The following is a 17,041-nucleotide window of genomic DNA, read 5'->3' on the forward strand; positions in this document are numbered from 1 at the left end:
CGCGTGCAGATCGATCGTTTTACCCCGCCGGGATAGACCCGGCGGACCCTCAACGGCATAGAGGAGCTCTAGCCATGCAAGCCCAATTCGACTCGTTCGCATCCATTCTCGCCAATCCGATCGTTAATACGGACTCCTATAAGGCGTCGCACTTCATGCAATACCCGCCCGAAGCGACCGGCATGTTCTCCTATGTCGAATCGCGCGGCGGACGTTACGACCGCACGGTATTCTTTGGCCTGCAAATGCTGGCGAAGGAATATCTGTGCAGGCCGGTCACGGCGCAGATGATCGAACAAGCCAGGCTCTTTTTCGACGCACACGGCGAGCCGTTCAACGAAGCCGGCTGGCGCCATATCGTCGCGCAATACGGCGGCTATCTGCCGGTGCGCATCCGCGCGGTCCCTGAGGGCTCGGTCGTGCCGACGCATAACGTCCTCATGACCGTCGAGTGCGACGATCCCCGGGCATTCTGGATTGTTTCGTACATCGAATCGATGTTATTGCGTCTCTGGTATCCGATCACCGTGGCGACGCAAAGCTGGCATTTACGCAAGACCATCGGACACTATCTGCGCAAGACCAGCGACGATCTCTCGCAACTGCCGTTCAAACTGCACGACTTCGGCGCGCGCGGCGTATCGAGCGCGGAAAGCGCGGCGATTGGCGGCGCAGCGCACCTGGTGAGTTTCATGGGCTCCGATACCGTGCTGGGCGTGCTTGCCGCCAATCGCTTCTACAACGCGCAGATGGCGGCGTATTCGGTGCCTGCCGCCGAACACAGCACGATCACCAGCTGGGGCCGCGAGCGCGAGGCCGATGCCTATCGCAACATGCTCGCGCAGTTCGGCAAACCCGGGGCAATCGTCTCGGTGGTGTCCGATTCGTACGATCTGTTCGCGGCGCTCGACCTGTGGGGCGGCGAGTTGAAGCAGGCCGTGCTCGACTCCGGTGCGACGCTGGTGATCCGGCCTGATTCGGGCGAGCCTGTCGATATCGTGATGAAGACGGTGCGGGCGCTCGACGCTTCGTTCGGCTCGACGCTCAATGGCCGCGGCCGACGCGTGCTGAACACCGTGCGTGTGATCCAGGGCGACGGCGTGGACGAAGCTTCGATCGGCGCGATCCTCGCCGCGCTCGACGATGCGGGCTATGCAGCCGACAACATCACCTTCGGCATGGGCGGCGCGCTGTTGCAACGCGTGGATCGCGATACGCAGCGCTTTGCGATGAAGTGTTCGGCGATCCGTCTGGGCGAAACGTGGACGGGCGTGCGAAAGGACCCCGTCACGGATAGCGGCAAACGCTCGAAGATGGGACGTCTCACGCTGCTGCGCAACCGCCGCACCGGCGAGTACCGCACGGCCACGCTGCCGCTCGCGTGGCAGGACCGCTTGCTCGAACGCGACTGGGAAGACGCGCTCGAAACGGTCTATGAAAGCGGCCGCCTGTGCGTGGATGTGAGCCTCGATACGATCCGCGAGCGCGCACACGCCGACGAGCTTTAAACCCGCGCCGCTGCGTGCGTCGGGAGCCGGTCTCACGCCGCACGCACAGACTACTTCGCCTGCGCGCACAATGCGGTAGATTGGCGTCGCGTCACACGAACAGGAGAAGCCGATGCAAGACCCCCAAGGCGATACGCGCGCTCTGCCGCCGCCGCTGCTCACCGCGCTCGACGGCGATCACCTCGATGAACATGCGGCCGAAGCGATCCGCGTTTCGACCGTCGGCGCTGACGGCTGGCCGCACGGCGCGCAACTGAGCGTGGGCGAAGTGCTCGCGCTGGACGCGCACACGCTGCTCGTGGCGATGTGGCCCAACTCGGACACGGCGCAGAACATGCGCCGCGACGGACGTCTCACGCTTTCCCTCGTGCACGATGGCGCGCTGATGGAGATACGCGCGCACGCCAGCCTCGTGGCCGAACAGCAAACCGCGCTGGGACTCAGCGTGTTCCGTCTGAAAATTGAAAAGGTAGACGTGCATCGCGCGAGGTATGCCGAGGTGCTGACGGGCGTGACCTTCCGCCTCTACGAGCGTGATGGCGTCATTGCGCGCTGGCGTGATCAGATTGCCATGCTGCGCACGCTCGCCTGAGCACAAAGCCCATCCGGTCCAGTCCGTCAACTGGCGGTGCGCCAATTCGCGGAACGCCACCGGCGTGAGCCCCGTCTGCTTGCGGAAAAATGCGAAAGCATTGCCGACTAGGGCGCGCGTGACACGCTTCTCGCTGCGATGGCGGGTACGTTGTCCAACGTCGGCAGCAGTTGGCTTGCCTTAAGGCGGCATCCAAAGCGCGAAAGACTTCGCGCAGGCACCCCATTGCTGCGCTAGCTGCAATTGACTGATGCGCGGCTTCGCATTTATCGCGCGGCGCGGCCTCATTATTATCTGCCGGCGTTGTTCAGGCGATGAACAACGCTGGTCTCCAAACCGACTTCGACCTCCGCTTGCGCAAAGGCGGAGGTCTTTTTTTATTACTGGCGATCGTCGCAACACATTATTGCGGATCTTGGACGCACTTCGATTTTCACTCTTTTGTAAATAAATCATTGCACCGACGTGAGGCAAACAAACATGGCACTGAATTTATAATCCGCCCGTCGTGCAATTGGGCGCTTTAAAGATTCGAACGTTCATGTGCGCCAGAATCGGAATTCGAAAGAGTGAGAAAATGCGAAAAAGAAATTTACCGCTCGCCGTTCTCTTTGCAGGAGTGTGCCTCGGCTCAAACGCTGCGCGCGCGGATCAATGGGGTGTTCAGTTTGCCGGCGGTGTTGCAGACCACGACGTGAAAAAGGCTGATCTCGGCGTCGCCTGGGACCCCGGCTGGCAGTGGTGGAATATCGGCGGCTATCACTTCACCGTGGTAGGCGAAGGTCATGTGGCCTACTGGGACATTCGCGAAAAGCCCTCCGCCAACGCGAACATCTGGGAGTTCGGCTTTACGCCTGTGTTCCGCTTCATCAAGAATTCAGGCTATATCCGCCCGTTCGTCGAAGCGGGCGTGGGCGTGCGATTGCTCTCGCACGTGGACGAAACGCCGGACCGGCGCTTTTCGTCCTCGTTCCAGTTCGCGGACATGGTGGGTGTGGGCGCCCAGTTCGGCGAACACCAGAATTACCAGGCGGGTTTGCGCTTCCAGCATCTATCGAACGCCGGGCTCAAACATCCAAACCCCGGTATCAATTTCAGCCAGATTTACGTGCAATACAATTTTTAAGGCGTCGCCGCGATTTCCACGCGTGCTTCCCATTAAGCGTTGCGCACGCAACTAATGCGACAGGAACCTCATTCGCACCCGTCGCACATTTGTCCCTGTATTGATGGTGGATCGGGCGTTTAATCGTTCCATGCAACGCATCAGGTACAAAAGCGAAACAAACGAGTACGAGGCAAAGCGGAGCAGGATAAAAGCGAGAACAAGATACGGGTATTGCCTTTCAAACGCCTTTTTGATTGCCGGAATCGCAATGGTGTTTGTTGTTATCGAATCTCACCAGACGGTCCCTTTGCCTCTATGATTAGTGGCGACGTTTTACCGCAGGCGTGCGAAGGACATCCCGTATTCGAGCCGCACGCGCGCTTCATCAAGGAACTGCCTCCACGTGCCTGCCGAAGCGCGCCGCAGCGATCCGCTGTTCCGCCGGGCCGAAACGGTGGCCGACGGCTCGTCGATCAACGTGGTGCATCTGGTCTACAGGAACAAACCGTATGAAGGCCACTACAAGAACGACGAGTTCAGCATCGATACGATGGAGGAGCACGGGTCGAGCGGACTGGAGGATGTTCGCGCGTCGTTCTCGCATCTCGACGGGTTCGCGGTGCCGAGCCGCGAGCAGGGCTTCGTGACGTACGATATCCATCGTCGCGCGGGCGAAGCGCCCCGTCACGCGGCAAGCGCGCTTTCGCGTTCGCCCCGCTTTTCCTGCGTGCGCAGCAAACCCTGCTGCATGTCGTAGCCCGAAGGATGCTGATAGACGCGCAGCCCGAACTCGGGCAGCACGGCGATCAGATGATCGAACAGATCCGACTGGATGGACTCGTACTCGGTCCACGTGGTGGTATTGGTAAAGCAATAGAGTTCGAGCGGCACGCCCTCAGCGCTGCTGGGCAACTGGCGCACCATGCAGGTCATCTCGCGATGAATGCGCGGGTGACGTTGCAGGTATTGCTCGACATACGCCCGGAATGTGCCCAGGTTCGTGAGCTGCCGGCGGTTGGCCGCGCATTCGCCCGCGTTGCCGAGTGCGCCGTTGAATTGCGTGAGCGCATCGCGCTTGTGCGCCAGATAATCCTGCAACAGCGTGAGGCGTTCGAGCCTCGCCAGTTCTTGCGCTTCGAGAAAACGCACGCTGGTGGCGTCGATAAAGAGCGCGCGCTTGATGCGCCGCCCGCCTGCCTCCGTCATGCCGCGCCAGTTCTGATAGCTCTCCGTGATGAGCTTCCAGGTGGGAATCGTGATGATGGTGTGATCGAAATTCGCCACTTTCACGGTATTGAGCGTGATGTCGATCACGGTGCCGTCCGCGCCCGCGCTGGGCATGGTGATCCAGTCGCCGATGCGCAGCATGTCGTTCGACGAAAGCTGCACGCCCGCCACGAGGCCCAGAATCGTGTCCTTGAAAATCAGCATCAGCACCGCCGACATCGCTCCGATGCCCGAGAGCAGCAGGCCGATCTGCTTGCCTGTCGCATCGCCGATCACCACCAGCGCGGTGGTGGTGAACATCACGAGCTTGACCAGTTGCATCGCGCCTTTGAGCGAGAGGCGCGGCTGATCCTGACGGGTGCTGCGATGCGCGTGTTCGAACGCGGAGAGCGTGGCGCTGATGGTCATCGTCACCAGCATGACGATGAGCGCGAAGCTGACTTTATCGACAGTCTGCGCGATCGAGTCGGGCACGCCCGGCACCATGCCGATGCCCAGGCGGATCACCACAAAGGGCGTTACGCGGTTTAGCCATTTGAACGCGCCGAATTCGAACAGCGCATCGTCGATGCGGGTGGTGGAGCGCTGCGCAAGACGCGCGACGACGCGAAACAGCAGAAAGTGGACAGCGGCGCTGACGACGACTGCGGCAGCGAGCAAAACGAGCGAGCCGACCAGTGGCTCAAACCAGACTTGATTCACATTCATGGGGTGTTGCAGATTCCTTTTTTAAACGCCTGAAGCGACTTAAAACGCACGGATAAAAAGAAACCGGCGCGGGGAGCACACCGCGCCGGAGGTCGTAGGGTACTTGAAAGGGACCGCGCGCGCGAGCCTGGGTTGCGCACCCAAGCGCCGCGAGTTGCCTTGATTACTCGAAGGGCGGCTCGCTTTGCCAGTCGTAAAAGTCCGGCATGTCGGTGGACACGCGGTTCGGGAAGTGGGCGGGGCGCTTGTCGAGGAACGCGCGCACGCCTTCGGCGGCATCCGCCGAGCGCCCGCGCGACTGGATTGCACGGCTGTCGAGCTTGTGCGCTTCCATCGGATGGCTCGCGCCCGCCATGCGCCAGATCATCTGGCGCGCGATGGCGGCGGAAACTGGCGCGGTGTTATCGGCGATCTCGCGTGCCAGCGCCCATGCGGCGGGCAGCGGATCTCCCGGCGCATGCACCGAGCGCACGAGGCCGCGCGCGAGTGCTTCGTCCGCCGTGAACACGCGGCCCGTGTAGCACCACTCCAAAGCCGAGGAAATGCCCACCACGCGCGAGAGAAACCACGACGATGCGGCTTCCGGGGTGATGCCGCGCCGCCCGAACACGAAGCCGAATTTCGCGTCGCTCGACGCGAGGCGAATATCCATCGGCAACTGCATGGTCATGCCGATGCCGACCGCCGGGCCGTTGACCGCGGCGATCACGGGCTTGAGGCTGCGGAAGATGCGCAGCGCCACGCGCCCGCCGCCGTCGCGGTGCACGGTCTCTACGCTGGTGCCCAAACGCTTTGCGTAGTCGAAGGTTTCGCCGCCCGAGGAAAGATCGGCGCCTGCGCAGAAGGCGCGGCCCGAACCGGTGACGATCACGCAGCGCACGGCGTCGTCGGCATCGGTGGCGTCGAAGGCGGCGATCAAATCCTCCATCATCGTCGCGGTGAAGGCGTTGAGTTTCTCGGGGCGATGCAGTGTGATCGTGGCGATGCCGTCCTCGACGGCGTAGCGCAGCGTCTCGAACGAAGGCATGGTGGCGTCGGTCATGGTGTCCTCAATCGGGGGCTCAGTAGCTCGGCGGTTCGGCGGCGGGTGAAAAAACCGGCGCGCGTTTCTGCAGATTCGCCGCCACGGCTTCACGCTGATTAGCACCGCCAATCAATGCGTCCTGTTCAATCGATTCGGCGAGCAGCGTGGCGGCCGTATCGCCTTGCGCGGCGACGCCCAGCAGGCGCTTCGCGGCGCGGATCGCATCGGGGCTGCGCTGCGCGATCTCGCGCGCGGCTGCCAGAGCCTGTGCATGCGGATCGTCGCAGACCCGCGTCGCCAGGCCCAGTTCGACCGCTTCGCTCGCGCTCACCACGCGCGCCGTGTAGATCAATTCGCGCAGGCGGTCTTCGCGCACCAGGCCGCGTGTGAGCACCATGCCGCCCATGTCGGGCACGAGACCCCACTTCATTTCCATCACCGAAAGCCGCGTGTCGGGCGCAACGAAGCGCAGGTCCGCGCCCAGCGCGAGTTGCAGGCCGCCGCCGTAGGCCACGCCATGCAGCGCGGCGATCACCGGCACGGGCAGGTCGCGCCACAGCATGCAGATCTGCTGCGCGTAGTTCGACAAACCGTGCGTGCGTTCGACGATGGGCGTGCCGCGGCCAACCTGATCGAGCGCGGCCATGCTTTCCAGATCGAGGCCCGCGCAGAACGCCGGGCCGTTGCCGGACAGCAGGACGGCACGTAGATCGGCTTCCCGCGCAAGGCGCTCGCCCGCGGCGAGGATGGCGTCGAACATCGCGGGACTCAACGCATTCATTTTCTGCGGACGATTGAGCCGCACATCCGCCACGCCGTGCGCGATGGAAATCTCGACGAGCGAGGTCGTGTCCTGGTTCATGCCGACTCCTTCTTTATCGTGTTCGTGTGTATCGACGGGTTCACCATGTATCGACGAAGCGCCTGGCCCTGCGCTCGCGATCCGCGAAACCGTGGCTCGGGCGGCGTGCACGCGTGCCCCGCGCGCGCCCACAGCTCATGCAGATGCGCCAGGTAGTCGGGTTCGTTCATCGGAAGCCTCGCGGGTACGACGTTCGCCATGCGCGGTGAATCACGCCATTGCGCATCGGAAGGGACTTTGGAGCAGACCATCGATGATGCGCACGACTGCCGCTTCACGCGCCTGCGGTTTGTCCCGGTTGACACTAGCGAACGATCGTGCGATTTATTTCGATGCTGCGGACGCCGCGCCGCGTTCGTGCATTCCTGAGCATTCCCTGAGCATCGCCCACGCATCACCTGATTCCTCGCGCATGACCGCGCGAGACGAAAGGAGACATCGCATGGAGTCGAAGAACGTTCCTGAAGTGGCTGAACTGCTGGAAGATTCGCCGAAGAACTGGGGCAAGTGGGGCAGCGACGACGAAGTCGGCTCGCTCAACTATCTGACCCAGGCCGAGGTGCTGCGCGGCGTCGCGTCGGTGCGCTCGGGCAAGACCTTCACCCTGCAGATCCAGATGGGGCATCCCAAGGGCGATCCGGTCTGGCCCGGACGTTCGCAGGCGCGCCGCATCAATGTGATGGACAAGGGCCATTACATGTGCGGCAAAGGTCCGCTCTTTCCAGGGCTCGCCGAATACGCCGACGACATGATGATCATGTACCTGCAAGGCTCGACGCAGTACGACGCGCTCGGCCACGTCTGGTACGGCGATCAGCTCTGGAACGGCTACGACGCGAAGTCGACCATCGGCGGGCTCGAAAAAGCCAGCGTGCTGCCCATCGCCGAGCGCGGCGTGGTGGGGCGCGGGGTGTTGATCGACATGGCGCGCCATCGCGGCAAGGCCGTGCTCGATCCGGGCGAAACCTTCACGCACGAAGACCTGCTCGCGGCGGCGCAAGCGCAGGGCGTGAGCATCGAAAAGCGCGACATCCTCGTGATCCGCACGGGCTGGATTGGCTCGTTCTACGAGCGCGACCAGGCGCAGTTCTACGAGAACTTCGTGGAGCCGGGCCTGACGCATAGCCGCGCACTGGTCGACTGGTTTCACCGGATGGAAATACCCAATCTGGTGACCGACACCATCGCGAACGAAGTGACGGTCGATCCGGTCTCGGGCGTGGCGCTGCCGCTGCATAACGCGCTGATGCGCAACCTGGGCGTGACGCTCACCGAGATCGCGCAGCTCGATCCGCTCGCCGCCGATTGCGCAGAAGACGGCCAATGGTCCTTCCTCTACACGGCCGCGCCGCTCAAGGTGGTGGGCGGCAGCGGCGCGCCGGTCAATCCGGTGGTGGTGAAGTAGGCGTAGCGACGCTTCCCCGCTTCCTTGCTTCATCGTCTTTGCAATGTCGATACGGCGCACGCGGTTATGTTTGCACTTCGCTCGCGTGCGCCGGCCCCCCGCGTTTTTTCGCAGGAGCGCTCATGACGCCCTATGCCAGCAAACCGTGGCTCGCCCATTACGCGGGCGGCCACGAGGCGACGATTTCCCAGCAGTATCCCGATGTACTCAGCCTGTTTCGCGCTGCCGTTGCGCGCGCGCCGCAGAACAAGGCGCTGCTGTATTTCGACGGCGCGCTGACCTACGCCGAACTCGATCAGCAGTCCGATGCACTCGCCTGCGCGTGGCTCGAACGCGGGCTCGCGCGCGGCGATCGCATCGCGATCTATCTGCAGAATGTGCCGCAATTCGTGATCGCGCTGGTCGCGGCGTGGAAGATCGGCGCGACGGCGGTGCCGGTGAATCCGATGAACCGCGCGCGCGAATTACGCGTGCTGCTGGCGGATTCGGGCGCGCGCGTGCTGGTGTGCCACGGCGCGCTATATGAGAGCGTCGTGCAGCCCTTGCTGGCGGAAGAAGCGCAACGTGCGGCGCGCGGCGAAGCGCATGTCGATCCGCATGTAATGACGACATCGGCGCTCGAATACCAGACGCGCGACGATGCGCGCCTTTTCGCGGGCATGACGCGCGCGGCTGCATACGAAACGGCGCAAGACTTCAGCGCTGCGATTGCCGCGCATCGCGGCCAGAAGCCGCCTGCCATTGCACTAAGCGGCGACGATCTGGCGATGCTGGTCTATACCTCGGGTACCACAGGCGTGCCCAAAGGCGCGATGAACACGCATGGCAACGTCGCCTTCAATGCGCAGGTGTATCGCGACTGGGTCGGCCTGCGCGAAGGCGCACCGATTCTCGGCGTGGCGCCGCTGTTTCACATCACCGGGCTGGTTGGCCATGTGGGCGCGGCCTTTATCTGCGCCGCGCCGCTCGTGCTGGCGTTTCGCTTCGAGCCGGGTGTGATCCTCGACGCCATCGCCGAGCACAAGCCGGAATTCACCATCGGCGCCATCACGGTCTTTATCGCGCTGATGAACGATGCGCGCGCCACGCGCGAGCATTTCGCCTCGATGCGGCGCATCTATTCGGGCGGCGCGCCGATTCCGCCGAGTGTGATCGAAGCGTTTCGCGCGCGCTTTGGCCACTACATCCACAACGGCTACGGACTCACCGAAACCAATTCGCCCACGCACGTCGTGCCCGTGGGCCGCGAAGCGCCGGTGGATCCCGCATCGGGCACGCTGTCGATCGGCGTGCCGGCCTTCAACGTGGAGTCGTATATCGGCGACGACACGGGGCGGCCGCTCGCGCCCGGTGAAGTGGGCGAGATCATCTCGCGTGGGCCGATGGTGGTGCCGGGTTACTGGAACAAGCCGCAGGAAAGCGCGAAAGCGATTGTCGACGGTTTCTTTCGCACCGGCGATGTGGGCTTCATGGACGAGCAGGGCTGGTTCTATCTCGTCGATCGCAAGAAGGACATGATCAACGCGGGCGGCTACAAGGTCTGGCCGCGCGAGGTGGAGGACGTGCTGTACACGCATCCGGCCGTGCGCGAAGCGGCCGTGGTGGGCGTGCCCGACAGCTATCGCGGCGAGACGGTCAAGGCGGTCGTGAGCTTGAAGCCGCAAGCCAGCGCAACGGCGGAAGAACTGGTCGAGTACTGCAAGGCGCGGATGGCGGCCTACAAGTATCCACGCATCGTCGCGATCATCGACGAGTTGCCCAAGACGGTGACGGGCAAGATCTTGCGGCGCGAGTTGCGAGGCTGACGCGCAGACCATAGGCATGGGCTATGACCGGCAAAGTTAATCGCTAGTTGTTGTTCCCGGCGATCCCACGGTGTAATGCGCTATCGAATTGCGCGAACGATGCGCGTAAAGAAAGCGTGGAGGAGCGAAAGTGAAAATCGTGGTGCCGGTCAAGCGTGTGGTCGACTACAACGTGAAGGTGCGGACGTGCGATTATCAGGTTGGAAAGACCGGCAAGATCGTCGCGCCGCAACTGTACGTTGCAGTGGGCATCTCGGGTGCGATCCAGCATCTGGCCGGCATGAAAGACTCGAAGGTCATCGTCGCGATCAACAAGGACGAAGAAGCGCCGATCTTCAGCGCGGCCGATTACGGCCTCGTCGGCGATCTGTTTGCGGTCGTGCCGGAGCTTGAGCATGCTCTCTGATCACCGCACTGCACCCGGCGACGACGGCGCGCCGCCCGCGTTCTTGCCGCAGTCGTATCTGTTCGTGCCGGGCAGCCGCCCGGAGCGCTTCGAGCGCGCGCTCGGAAGCGGCGCGCACGTCGTCATCATCGACCTCGAAGATGCCGTCGAGCCTGCAGCCAAAGAGGCGGCGCGCGACCACATCGCCAACTGGGTTTCGCGCCGGCATCCGGTGCTGGTGCGCATCAACGGCCGTGCCACGCCGTGGTTCGAGCAGGACGCAAAGCTCGGCGCGCTCGACGGCGTAGCCGGGATCGTGCTGCCGAAAGCCGAAAGCGCCGAAGACGTCTCCGCCACGATTGCCCTCGCGCGCCGCCGCGTGAGCGTCTATCCGCTGATCGAAAGCGCGCTGGGCATGTGGAACGCGATGGCCATCGCGAAAGCGCCATTCGTCAAACGGCTGATGTTCGGCACGCTGGATTTCATTGCCGAAATGGGCATGCCAGACGATGGCGAGCCGCTCAATCACTATCGCAGCCAGCTTGCGCTGCTCTCGCGCGTGGCCGGCATCGAAACGCCCGTCGATGGCGTGACGCCCGATATCCACGACATCGAGCGTATCGGGCGCGATGCGCTCAACGGCAAGCGGCTGGGTTTTGGCGGCAAGCTCTGCATTCATCCGAAGCAGGTCGAGGCCGTGCACGCCGTGTTTCGCCCTGGCGAGCAGGAGCTGGCGTGGGCCGCGCGGGTTGCCGAAGCGGCCAGCCTGGCCGGGGCGGGCGCCATCACGGTGGACGGCAAGATGGTCGATCGGCCTGTTTTGAGGCGGGCGCAACGGATTCTTGCGCTGGCGGCGGCGTTCGAGAAGAACTGATCGCCGGTTTCCGTCAAATGGTGCGCCCCCGCCCGCGTGCGGGGCGCGCCGATTACGCCTGCGCGCCCGCGCTTTCTCGCGGCAGCACGATACGAATAATCGCCTCGTCATTGGTAAAGCGGCCAGCGAGCGTGCCGTCATGACCCTTGACGATGGCCTGCGCGATATACAGCCCGAGACCCAGACCGCCACGATTGGCGGGATTATCGAGCGAGCCGCTCTTGAACGGATCGAGCAGGCGCTCGAACGGCTCGGCAGGCTTTTGCAACAGCCGGTTGCGGATCTCGATGCACGGCTCGCCACGCGCGAGCGTCGCGGTGAGCGTGACCGGCGAGCGCGTGTCGCCGTGCTTGCGCGCGTTGCCCAGCAGATTCGTGATGGCCTGGGCCAGGCGGTCGGGGTCGATATTCGCTTCGCCCAGATCGCCGGCCAGCTCCATGTCGAGCGTCATGCCCGGATACGCAAGACGCGTCTGCTCCGAGACCGACTCCAGCAGCTCGCGCAGTCCCACATCGACGCGCTTGAGACCCAGGCCCATGCCCGAGCGGATCCGGCTCACGTCGAGGATATAGCCGATCAACGACTGCATGCGGCGCGTCGAGCCTTCCACGCGCTTGACCGTGTCGTTGCCCGAGGCGAGTCCGCGGCCCATCAGCAGCATCGCCATATTGATGGTCTGGATCGGATCGCGTAGATCGTGGCCGAGCGTCGCCAGCAGCGTGGTCCGCGCGCGCTCGGATTCGCGCATCTGCACCAGCGCGATTTCCTGCAGGATCGAGCGCAGTTCGCGCGCGGCGACTTGATCGAACTCGGTCCAGTCGCGGCTGCGGCCCGTGACGGTCTGCTTCCACACTTCGAAGGAACCGCGCGGCGTGAGGCGCGGGCCGTTCGGACCTTGCGCCACCACTTTGTCGGGCGGCCCGGCCCAGTGGATCGTTTCCACCAGTTCGTCGCGCAACCAGACGATGGTGATGCGGCTGTCGCCCAGCATCTGGATCGCCAGACAGCCCGCCACGCCGCCCTGCGCCAGTCCTTGCGCGATGTCCTGTGGCAGCGTTTCGCCCACGCAGGCGCTGGCGAACTGATCGACGTGCCTGTTGGCGACGTGCTGCGCGAGTTCCAGCAGCGTCTCGCGGCTCGCCGTGGTGGGCTTGCCGAGCATCACGACTTCGTTGTCCACCACCAGCGCCACGGCCTCGCAATCCACCAGCGCGCGAATCTCGGGCGCGGCCCGCACCAGACCCGCGAGCGGCGATTCGGCCTGCGCCAGCTCTCCCGCGATGCGCGCGCGTAGCGCGTGAATCCGGCGGTCGGCTTCGGCGCGACGCTGTGCTTCGATCTGCGCGATCAGGATCGACACCACCTGGGTCAGCACGGTCGACGACAGCCGCACCGCATGCGAGGCGCGATACGGCGACATGTGATGGCAGGCGAACAGCCCCCAAAGCTTCCCGTCGCGCACGATCGACACGCTCATGGAGGCGGCCACGCCCATATTGCGCAGATATTCGAGGTGAATCGGCGAGACGCTGCGCAGCACCGAATAGCTCAGATCGAACGGCACGCCGGTTTGCGGATGCACGGCCGGTTCGATCGCCACGGTCTGGGCGTTGACGTCGGCGATCTGGCGGATCGGGTTGAGCACGTAGAGGCGGCGCGCCTGCTGCGGGATGTCGCTCGCGGGATAGCGCTGCTGGAGGTAGGGCGTGAGCTCGTCGCGTTTGGCTTCGGCGATGACTTCGCCGCTGCCGTCGGCCATGAAGCGGTAGCCCATCACGCGATCGAAGCCCGTCATCGCGCGGATGGCTTCGGCGGCGGCCTGCAGCAGTTGCGGCACGTCGTCGTGGCGCGCGGCCTGCAGGCGCTGGATGGCGCGCTGAGCGAACAGGGCGAATTGCGTGGCGGCCGGCGATTTCAGGCTGATCTGCTCGAATTCCACCACGAGGGTGTCGCCCGACCAGTGCATGATCAGATCGAAGCGCTCGCCGGTCACGCCCTTGCATTCGACGCTCTCGTTCGTCATTTCGCGGTCGGCGAGGGCGGCGCGGATGGTCTGGCGCGACAGCGGGCTCAGATGCGCGTCGGTGATCGCTTCTCCGATCTCGGGCACCGAGCCCAGCCACGCGAGCGCATTGGCGCTGCGCGCGATCAGGCGGCCTTGCGCGTCGAAGCACAGCAGCGCACCGTGCGGCTGGATGCGGCCCAGCAGATGAATGGGCTCGCTGTCGCAGTTCGCGACGATTTCGTTGATCTCGGGCTTGTCCACTTCGTGATGAGGTCCGCGCTGTGTTCCGGTGGAAGGCCTGCCGTCATGCTCCGCGTAAGCTTGCGCCCAGGTCCCGGGTATTCTCCGTGAACCCGGTGCGGTTTGCCAGTTCGTTTGCGGACTGTTTTCAGCGAAATAGGTGCCATGCAGGTGCCATGCAGCGCGCGGGCCAGCGCCGAGCCAGCGCCGAGTCAGCAGCTATTGCTCGCCGTCGTCCACGCCGTCCGGGCGGCCCAGCAGGGTGCTGAGCGTTTGCAGCAGCTTGCGTGCGGGATAGGGTTTGTCGAGGATGGCGGCGAACAGTGCGGGTTGCGCGCGCGCCGAAGCGCCCAGCGCCGCGCTCGACAGGATCACGGGGATATGGGCGAGATCGGTGTTGGCCTTAAGCGCGCGCGCCAGCTCCAGACCCGACATGGCCGGCATCATGTAATCCGTGATGACGGCGTCGGGCACGACGCGCCCGATCAGGTCGAGGCCTTCCACGCCGTTACGGGCGACATGCACGATATAGCCCGCGTCCTCCAGGAAGAAGGCGAGAAAATCGGTTATCAGGGTTTCGTCGTCGACTACAACGATGGTCGTCATTCCGGCTCACTCTCTTTGCCTGCCGCGAGCCTTTGGGCTCACTCAAAACCTGCGGCGGCGACTGCTCTCAGAGGGATGGTTTGTCGGAAACCGCTGCGCTGGCGTCCCTGATCAATACCGAGGTAGCGTCTGGAATGATGAGCTTGGTCAGCGCCGGCGCAAACGCGCTGTCCCGGATCTTGATCACTTTCATCCCCTGATACAGCGCGTCGTCAGCCTCTTCGAGCTGCATGCCGATGACGTTGTCGAACAGACTCAGCGCCTCGGGCGAAGCGGTGTTCATCGTCGTCGCGCTCAATTCCTTGGTCTCCCATGTGCAGACAGTCGTCACGTCCATGACGCGCAACTGGTTGGTGAGCGCGGCCAGAAATTCCGTGAACCGGTGGCTATCGACGCTCGCCCGCTCGAATCCGGCAAGACCGTCGATCACGAGCCTGCGCACTTTGCGTGCCCGAACCGCGTCGAGCAACTGATAGGCGAGGCTGTCGATGACGTTTTCGGTGAGCGGATTCCACAGCACCGTCAAGGCGCCGCTGGCAACCAGCGCATCCATGTCGATGCCGAGCGCCGCCGCCTTGCTCGCCAGACGCGCGGGCGTCTCATAGAAACCGAAGTGCAGCGCCGGTTCCTCGGGCGTGGCCAGACGCAGGAAATTGAGGCCAAAACTGGTCTTGCCGCTGCCGCCCGGGCCGACCACCGCGGTGGCCGAGAACGCGGGCAAGCCGCCCTTGATGCGGATATCGAGTTCGTCGACGCCGGAGGACACGCGCTCGCTGGGCGCGTGATCCTGCCCCACCGGCCGGCCGTAAAGCGATTCGAGGCGCGGAAACACCGTGATGCCCGCATCGCTGATTTCGTAGTGATGCAGGCCGCCGAGCGAGGCGCTGCCGCGCGATTTCGACACCCGCATGCGACGCACCGTGCGCGAGCCGAACAGTTCCTCTTCGAGCTGCAGCACGCCGTCGACCATGGTGTGCTCGGGGCTGGATTCGTCGATGCGCGCGCTGGTGAGAAACAGCACGGTGCAGCCGCTGAAGGCGGCGTGGCCTTGCAGTTCCGCCACGAAGGCCTTCACGTCGAGCGAGCTGTGCGTGCTTTCGCGCGCATTGAGCAGGCCGTCGAGAATCAGCATCGTGGTGCCCTGGCGCGCCATTTCCTTGCGCAGCAGATCCACCAGTGCGCTCAAACCGTCGACGCGCAGCGTGCGAAAGAGGCTCAGATAGGTGACGTCGCTGCCGACGTGTTCCGGGTTGTAGAACGCCAGCGCCGAAAGCGACTGGAACAGGCGGTCGTGCGATTCGGCCAGCAGCGTGATGTAGAGCACCTTGCCGCCCTGCTTCGCCTGCGCGAAGGCAATCTGGTTGGCAAGAATGGTCTTGCCGGCGCCGGGCCGTCCCTGAAGAATATACGCGGACCCGGAGATGAGGCCGCCGCCCAGAATCGGGTCGAGCCCGGGTACATCGCTGTGCAAGCGCGTCAGAGTCTGATGCATCGCGTGAACTGATTCGTCGAAGAGGATGGCCGGATATCCGGCAGGATCGCGCGCGCCGTGGCGGCGTGAACCTGCATTATGCGGCAAAGGGCCAGCTCATGGCGACTGTCCAAGCCCACGCAATCCCGCGTGGGGTGTCAGCTGAGCGAGCCCATGCCCGATTGCTGGTAGTTCTGCAGGCCGACCTTGTCGATCAGGCCGAGCTGGGTTTCCAGCCAGTCGATGTGGTCTTCGGTGTCGTCGAGAATTTCGACGAAGATCTCGCGCGAAACGAAATCGCGCACCGATTCGCAATAGACGATCCCTTCCTTGCACTGCGCCTGCGCGATGCGTTCGAGCTTCAGATCGCATTCCAGTGCTTCCTTTACATCTTCGCCCACCAGCAACTTGCTCAGGTCCTGGAGATTCGGCAGGCCGTCGAGCATGAGAATGCGCTCGATGATCTTGTCGGCGTGCTTCATCTCCTCGATCGATTCGTCATACTCATGTTTTCCCAGCGCGTTGAGGCCCCAATGTTTATAGAGGCGCGCATGCAGGAAATACTGATTGATCGCCGTGAGTTCGTTCTTCAGCTCGGCGTTCAGAAGGGCGATGACTTTGGGATCGGATTGCATGAACTCTCTCCAGATCGATTTTTCAGACCTTTGGCGCGGGGTCGGTGAGCTGCATAGAGAGAGGATAGACACTCATCGCGCGCCGTGCATGAACGGGAGTGGCAACGAGATGCATTCTTTTTTCCTGCTTTTCCTCTCGCGCGGGCTTATTAAATCGCTTCAGGCCCCTAGTGGTCTCGTGCACCTTGCGATTACCTTGCGCGCTTCGGTCCATCATCGTTTGCTTGAACACGGATTTTTCTGCCGGGAGACAACGATGACGGAACTGGTGACCTGCCTGTGGTTCGACGAAGGCCGCGCGCGCGAAGCGGCGCAGTTCTATGCCGCGACGTTTCCCGATCGTCACTGATAGTCACTGATAGTCGCGTGGACGCGAAACACGTCTCGCCGATAAGGACGTAGGCCGCCGCGCGATGGAAGCGATGATGCAGATGAAGAAAATCGATATCGCGGCTATCGAGCGGTCGGCTGCGGGGAAATAGCCAGAGCTCACATGTTCGGATAGTTCGGCCCACCGCCGCCTTCGGGGGTGACCCAGACGATGTTCTGCGTCGGGTCCTTGATATCGCAGGTCTTGCAGTGCACG

Annotated in this window: 17 protein-coding genes and 1 pseudogene; 9 read left to right on the plus strand and 9 right to left on the minus strand. The window is 63.5% G+C overall.

The window, feature by feature from the left end:
* Positions 1-74 precede the first annotated feature (74 nt).
* The 4 genes from F4827_RS30815 (at position 75) to F4827_RS30830 (ending at position 3,965) form a co-directional block, all read left to right on the plus strand.
* Positions 75-1,508: a nicotinate phosphoribosyltransferase gene (locus tag F4827_RS30815; RefSeq protein ID WP_183731744.1), complete on the plus strand. Its 1,434-nt coding sequence runs from the start codon at positions 75-77 to the stop codon at positions 1,506-1,508.
* 112 nt (positions 1,509-1,620) lie between these two features.
* Entirely contained in the window at positions 1,621-2,100 is a 480-nt protein-coding gene (locus tag F4827_RS30820) for a pyridoxamine 5'-phosphate oxidase family protein (RefSeq protein ID WP_183731747.1), read from the plus strand.
* Positions 2,101-2,677: 577 nt separating this feature from the next.
* Positions 2,678-3,226: an acyloxyacyl hydrolase gene (locus tag F4827_RS30825; protein ID WP_183731750.1), complete on the plus strand. Its 549-nt coding sequence runs from the start codon at positions 2,678-2,680 to the stop codon at positions 3,224-3,226.
* 385 nt (positions 3,227-3,611) lie between these two features.
* Positions 3,612-3,965 carry a DUF3734 domain-containing protein gene (locus F4827_RS30830; RefSeq protein WP_311674943.1) on the plus strand — a complete coding sequence of 118 codons (354 nt, stop codon included), beginning with the start codon at positions 3,612-3,614 and terminating at the stop codon, positions 3,963-3,965.
* Here the strand turns inward: F4827_RS30830 and F4827_RS30835 are convergent.
* The 4 genes from F4827_RS30835 to F4827_RS34990 form a co-directional block, all read right to left on the minus strand.
* Positions 3,893-5,143, minus strand: coding sequence for a mechanosensitive ion channel family protein (locus F4827_RS30835; protein ID WP_183731756.1), 1,251 nt, complete (start codon positions 5,141-5,143; stop codon positions 3,893-3,895). The genes F4827_RS30830 and F4827_RS30835 overlap by 73 nt on opposite strands.
* 163 nt (positions 5,144-5,306) lie before the next feature.
* Complete coding sequence (locus F4827_RS30840) at positions 5,307-6,185, minus strand: crotonase/enoyl-CoA hydratase family protein (RefSeq protein WP_183731758.1); 879 nt, start codon at positions 6,183-6,185, stop codon at positions 5,307-5,309.
* 19 nt (positions 6,186-6,204) lie between these two features.
* Positions 6,205-7,029 carry a crotonase/enoyl-CoA hydratase family protein gene (locus F4827_RS30845; RefSeq protein ID WP_183731761.1) on the minus strand — a complete coding sequence of 275 codons (825 nt, stop codon included), beginning with the start codon at positions 7,027-7,029 and terminating at the stop codon, positions 6,205-6,207.
* The gene (locus tag F4827_RS34990) at positions 7,026-7,199 is read right to left on the minus strand and encodes a hypothetical protein (RefSeq protein ID WP_221303878.1); all 174 of its coding nucleotides are present in this window, start codon (positions 7,197-7,199) and stop codon (positions 7,026-7,028) included. Before F4827_RS34990 ends, F4827_RS30845 begins: the two co-directional genes overlap by 4 nt.
* Positions 7,200-7,471: 272 nt before the next feature.
* Here F4827_RS34990 and F4827_RS30850 point away from each other — a divergent pair, with 272 nt between their 5' ends.
* From F4827_RS30850 to F4827_RS30865, 4 genes and pseudogenes are all read left to right on the plus strand, one after another.
* Positions 7,472-8,434: a cyclase family protein gene (locus F4827_RS30850; protein ID WP_183731764.1), complete on the plus strand. Its 963-nt coding sequence runs from the start codon at positions 7,472-7,474 to the stop codon at positions 8,432-8,434.
* 122 nt (positions 8,435-8,556) lie between these two features.
* On the plus strand, positions 8,557-10,239 hold the full coding sequence (locus F4827_RS30855) for a class I adenylate-forming enzyme family protein (RefSeq protein WP_183731767.1): 1,683 nt from the start codon (positions 8,557-8,559) through the stop codon (positions 10,237-10,239).
* A 190-nt stretch (positions 10,240-10,429) separates the two neighbouring features.
* Positions 10,430-10,645, plus strand: a pseudogene (locus tag F4827_RS30860) (electron transfer flavoprotein subunit alpha/FixB family protein); the annotation flags it as partial.
* Positions 10,635-11,498, plus strand: coding sequence for a CoA ester lyase (locus F4827_RS30865; protein WP_183731771.1), 864 nt, complete (start codon positions 10,635-10,637; stop codon positions 11,496-11,498). The pseudogene F4827_RS30860 and the gene F4827_RS30865, both read left to right, overlap by 11 nt.
* Before the next feature lie 52 nt (positions 11,499-11,550).
* Here F4827_RS30865 and F4827_RS30870 read toward each other — a convergent pair whose 3' ends face one another.
* The 4 genes from F4827_RS30870 to bfr form a co-directional block, all read right to left on the minus strand.
* Positions 11,551-13,764: a GAF domain-containing protein gene (locus tag F4827_RS30870; protein WP_183731774.1), complete on the minus strand. Its 2,214-nt coding sequence runs from the start codon at positions 13,762-13,764 to the stop codon at positions 11,551-11,553.
* A 198-nt stretch (positions 13,765-13,962) separates the two neighbouring features.
* A complete protein-coding gene (locus F4827_RS30875; protein ID WP_183731778.1) occupies positions 13,963-14,349 on the minus strand; it encodes a response regulator in 387 nt (128 codons plus the stop codon).
* A 67-nt stretch (positions 14,350-14,416) separates the two neighbouring features.
* Positions 14,417-15,841: an ATPase domain-containing protein gene (locus F4827_RS30880; protein ID WP_183731781.1), complete on the minus strand. Its 1,425-nt coding sequence runs from the start codon at positions 15,839-15,841 to the stop codon at positions 14,417-14,419.
* 137 nt (positions 15,842-15,978) lie between these two features.
* Entirely contained in the window at positions 15,979-16,455 is a 477-nt protein-coding gene (gene bfr / locus F4827_RS30885; protein WP_183731784.1) for a bacterioferritin, read from the minus strand.
* On the opposite strand from bfr, the gene F4827_RS35625 reads away from it, so the two are divergent.
* Positions 16,454-16,804 (plus strand): VOC family protein, encoded by a 351-nt coding sequence (locus F4827_RS35625; protein ID WP_260175493.1) that lies wholly within the window; start codon positions 16,454-16,456, stop codon positions 16,802-16,804. The genes bfr and F4827_RS35625 overlap by 2 nt on opposite strands.
* 140 nt (positions 16,805-16,944) lie before the next feature.
* Here the strand turns inward: F4827_RS35625 and F4827_RS30895 are convergent.
* The coding region (locus F4827_RS30895; protein ID WP_133254623.1) for a 4Fe-4S dicluster domain-containing protein at positions 16,945-17,041 on the minus strand (97 nt) is incomplete at its 5' end.

The organism is Paraburkholderia bannensis, from assembly GCF_014200455.1.
Taxonomy (GTDB): Bacteria; Pseudomonadota; Gammaproteobacteria; order Burkholderiales; family Burkholderiaceae; genus Paraburkholderia; species Paraburkholderia bannensis_A.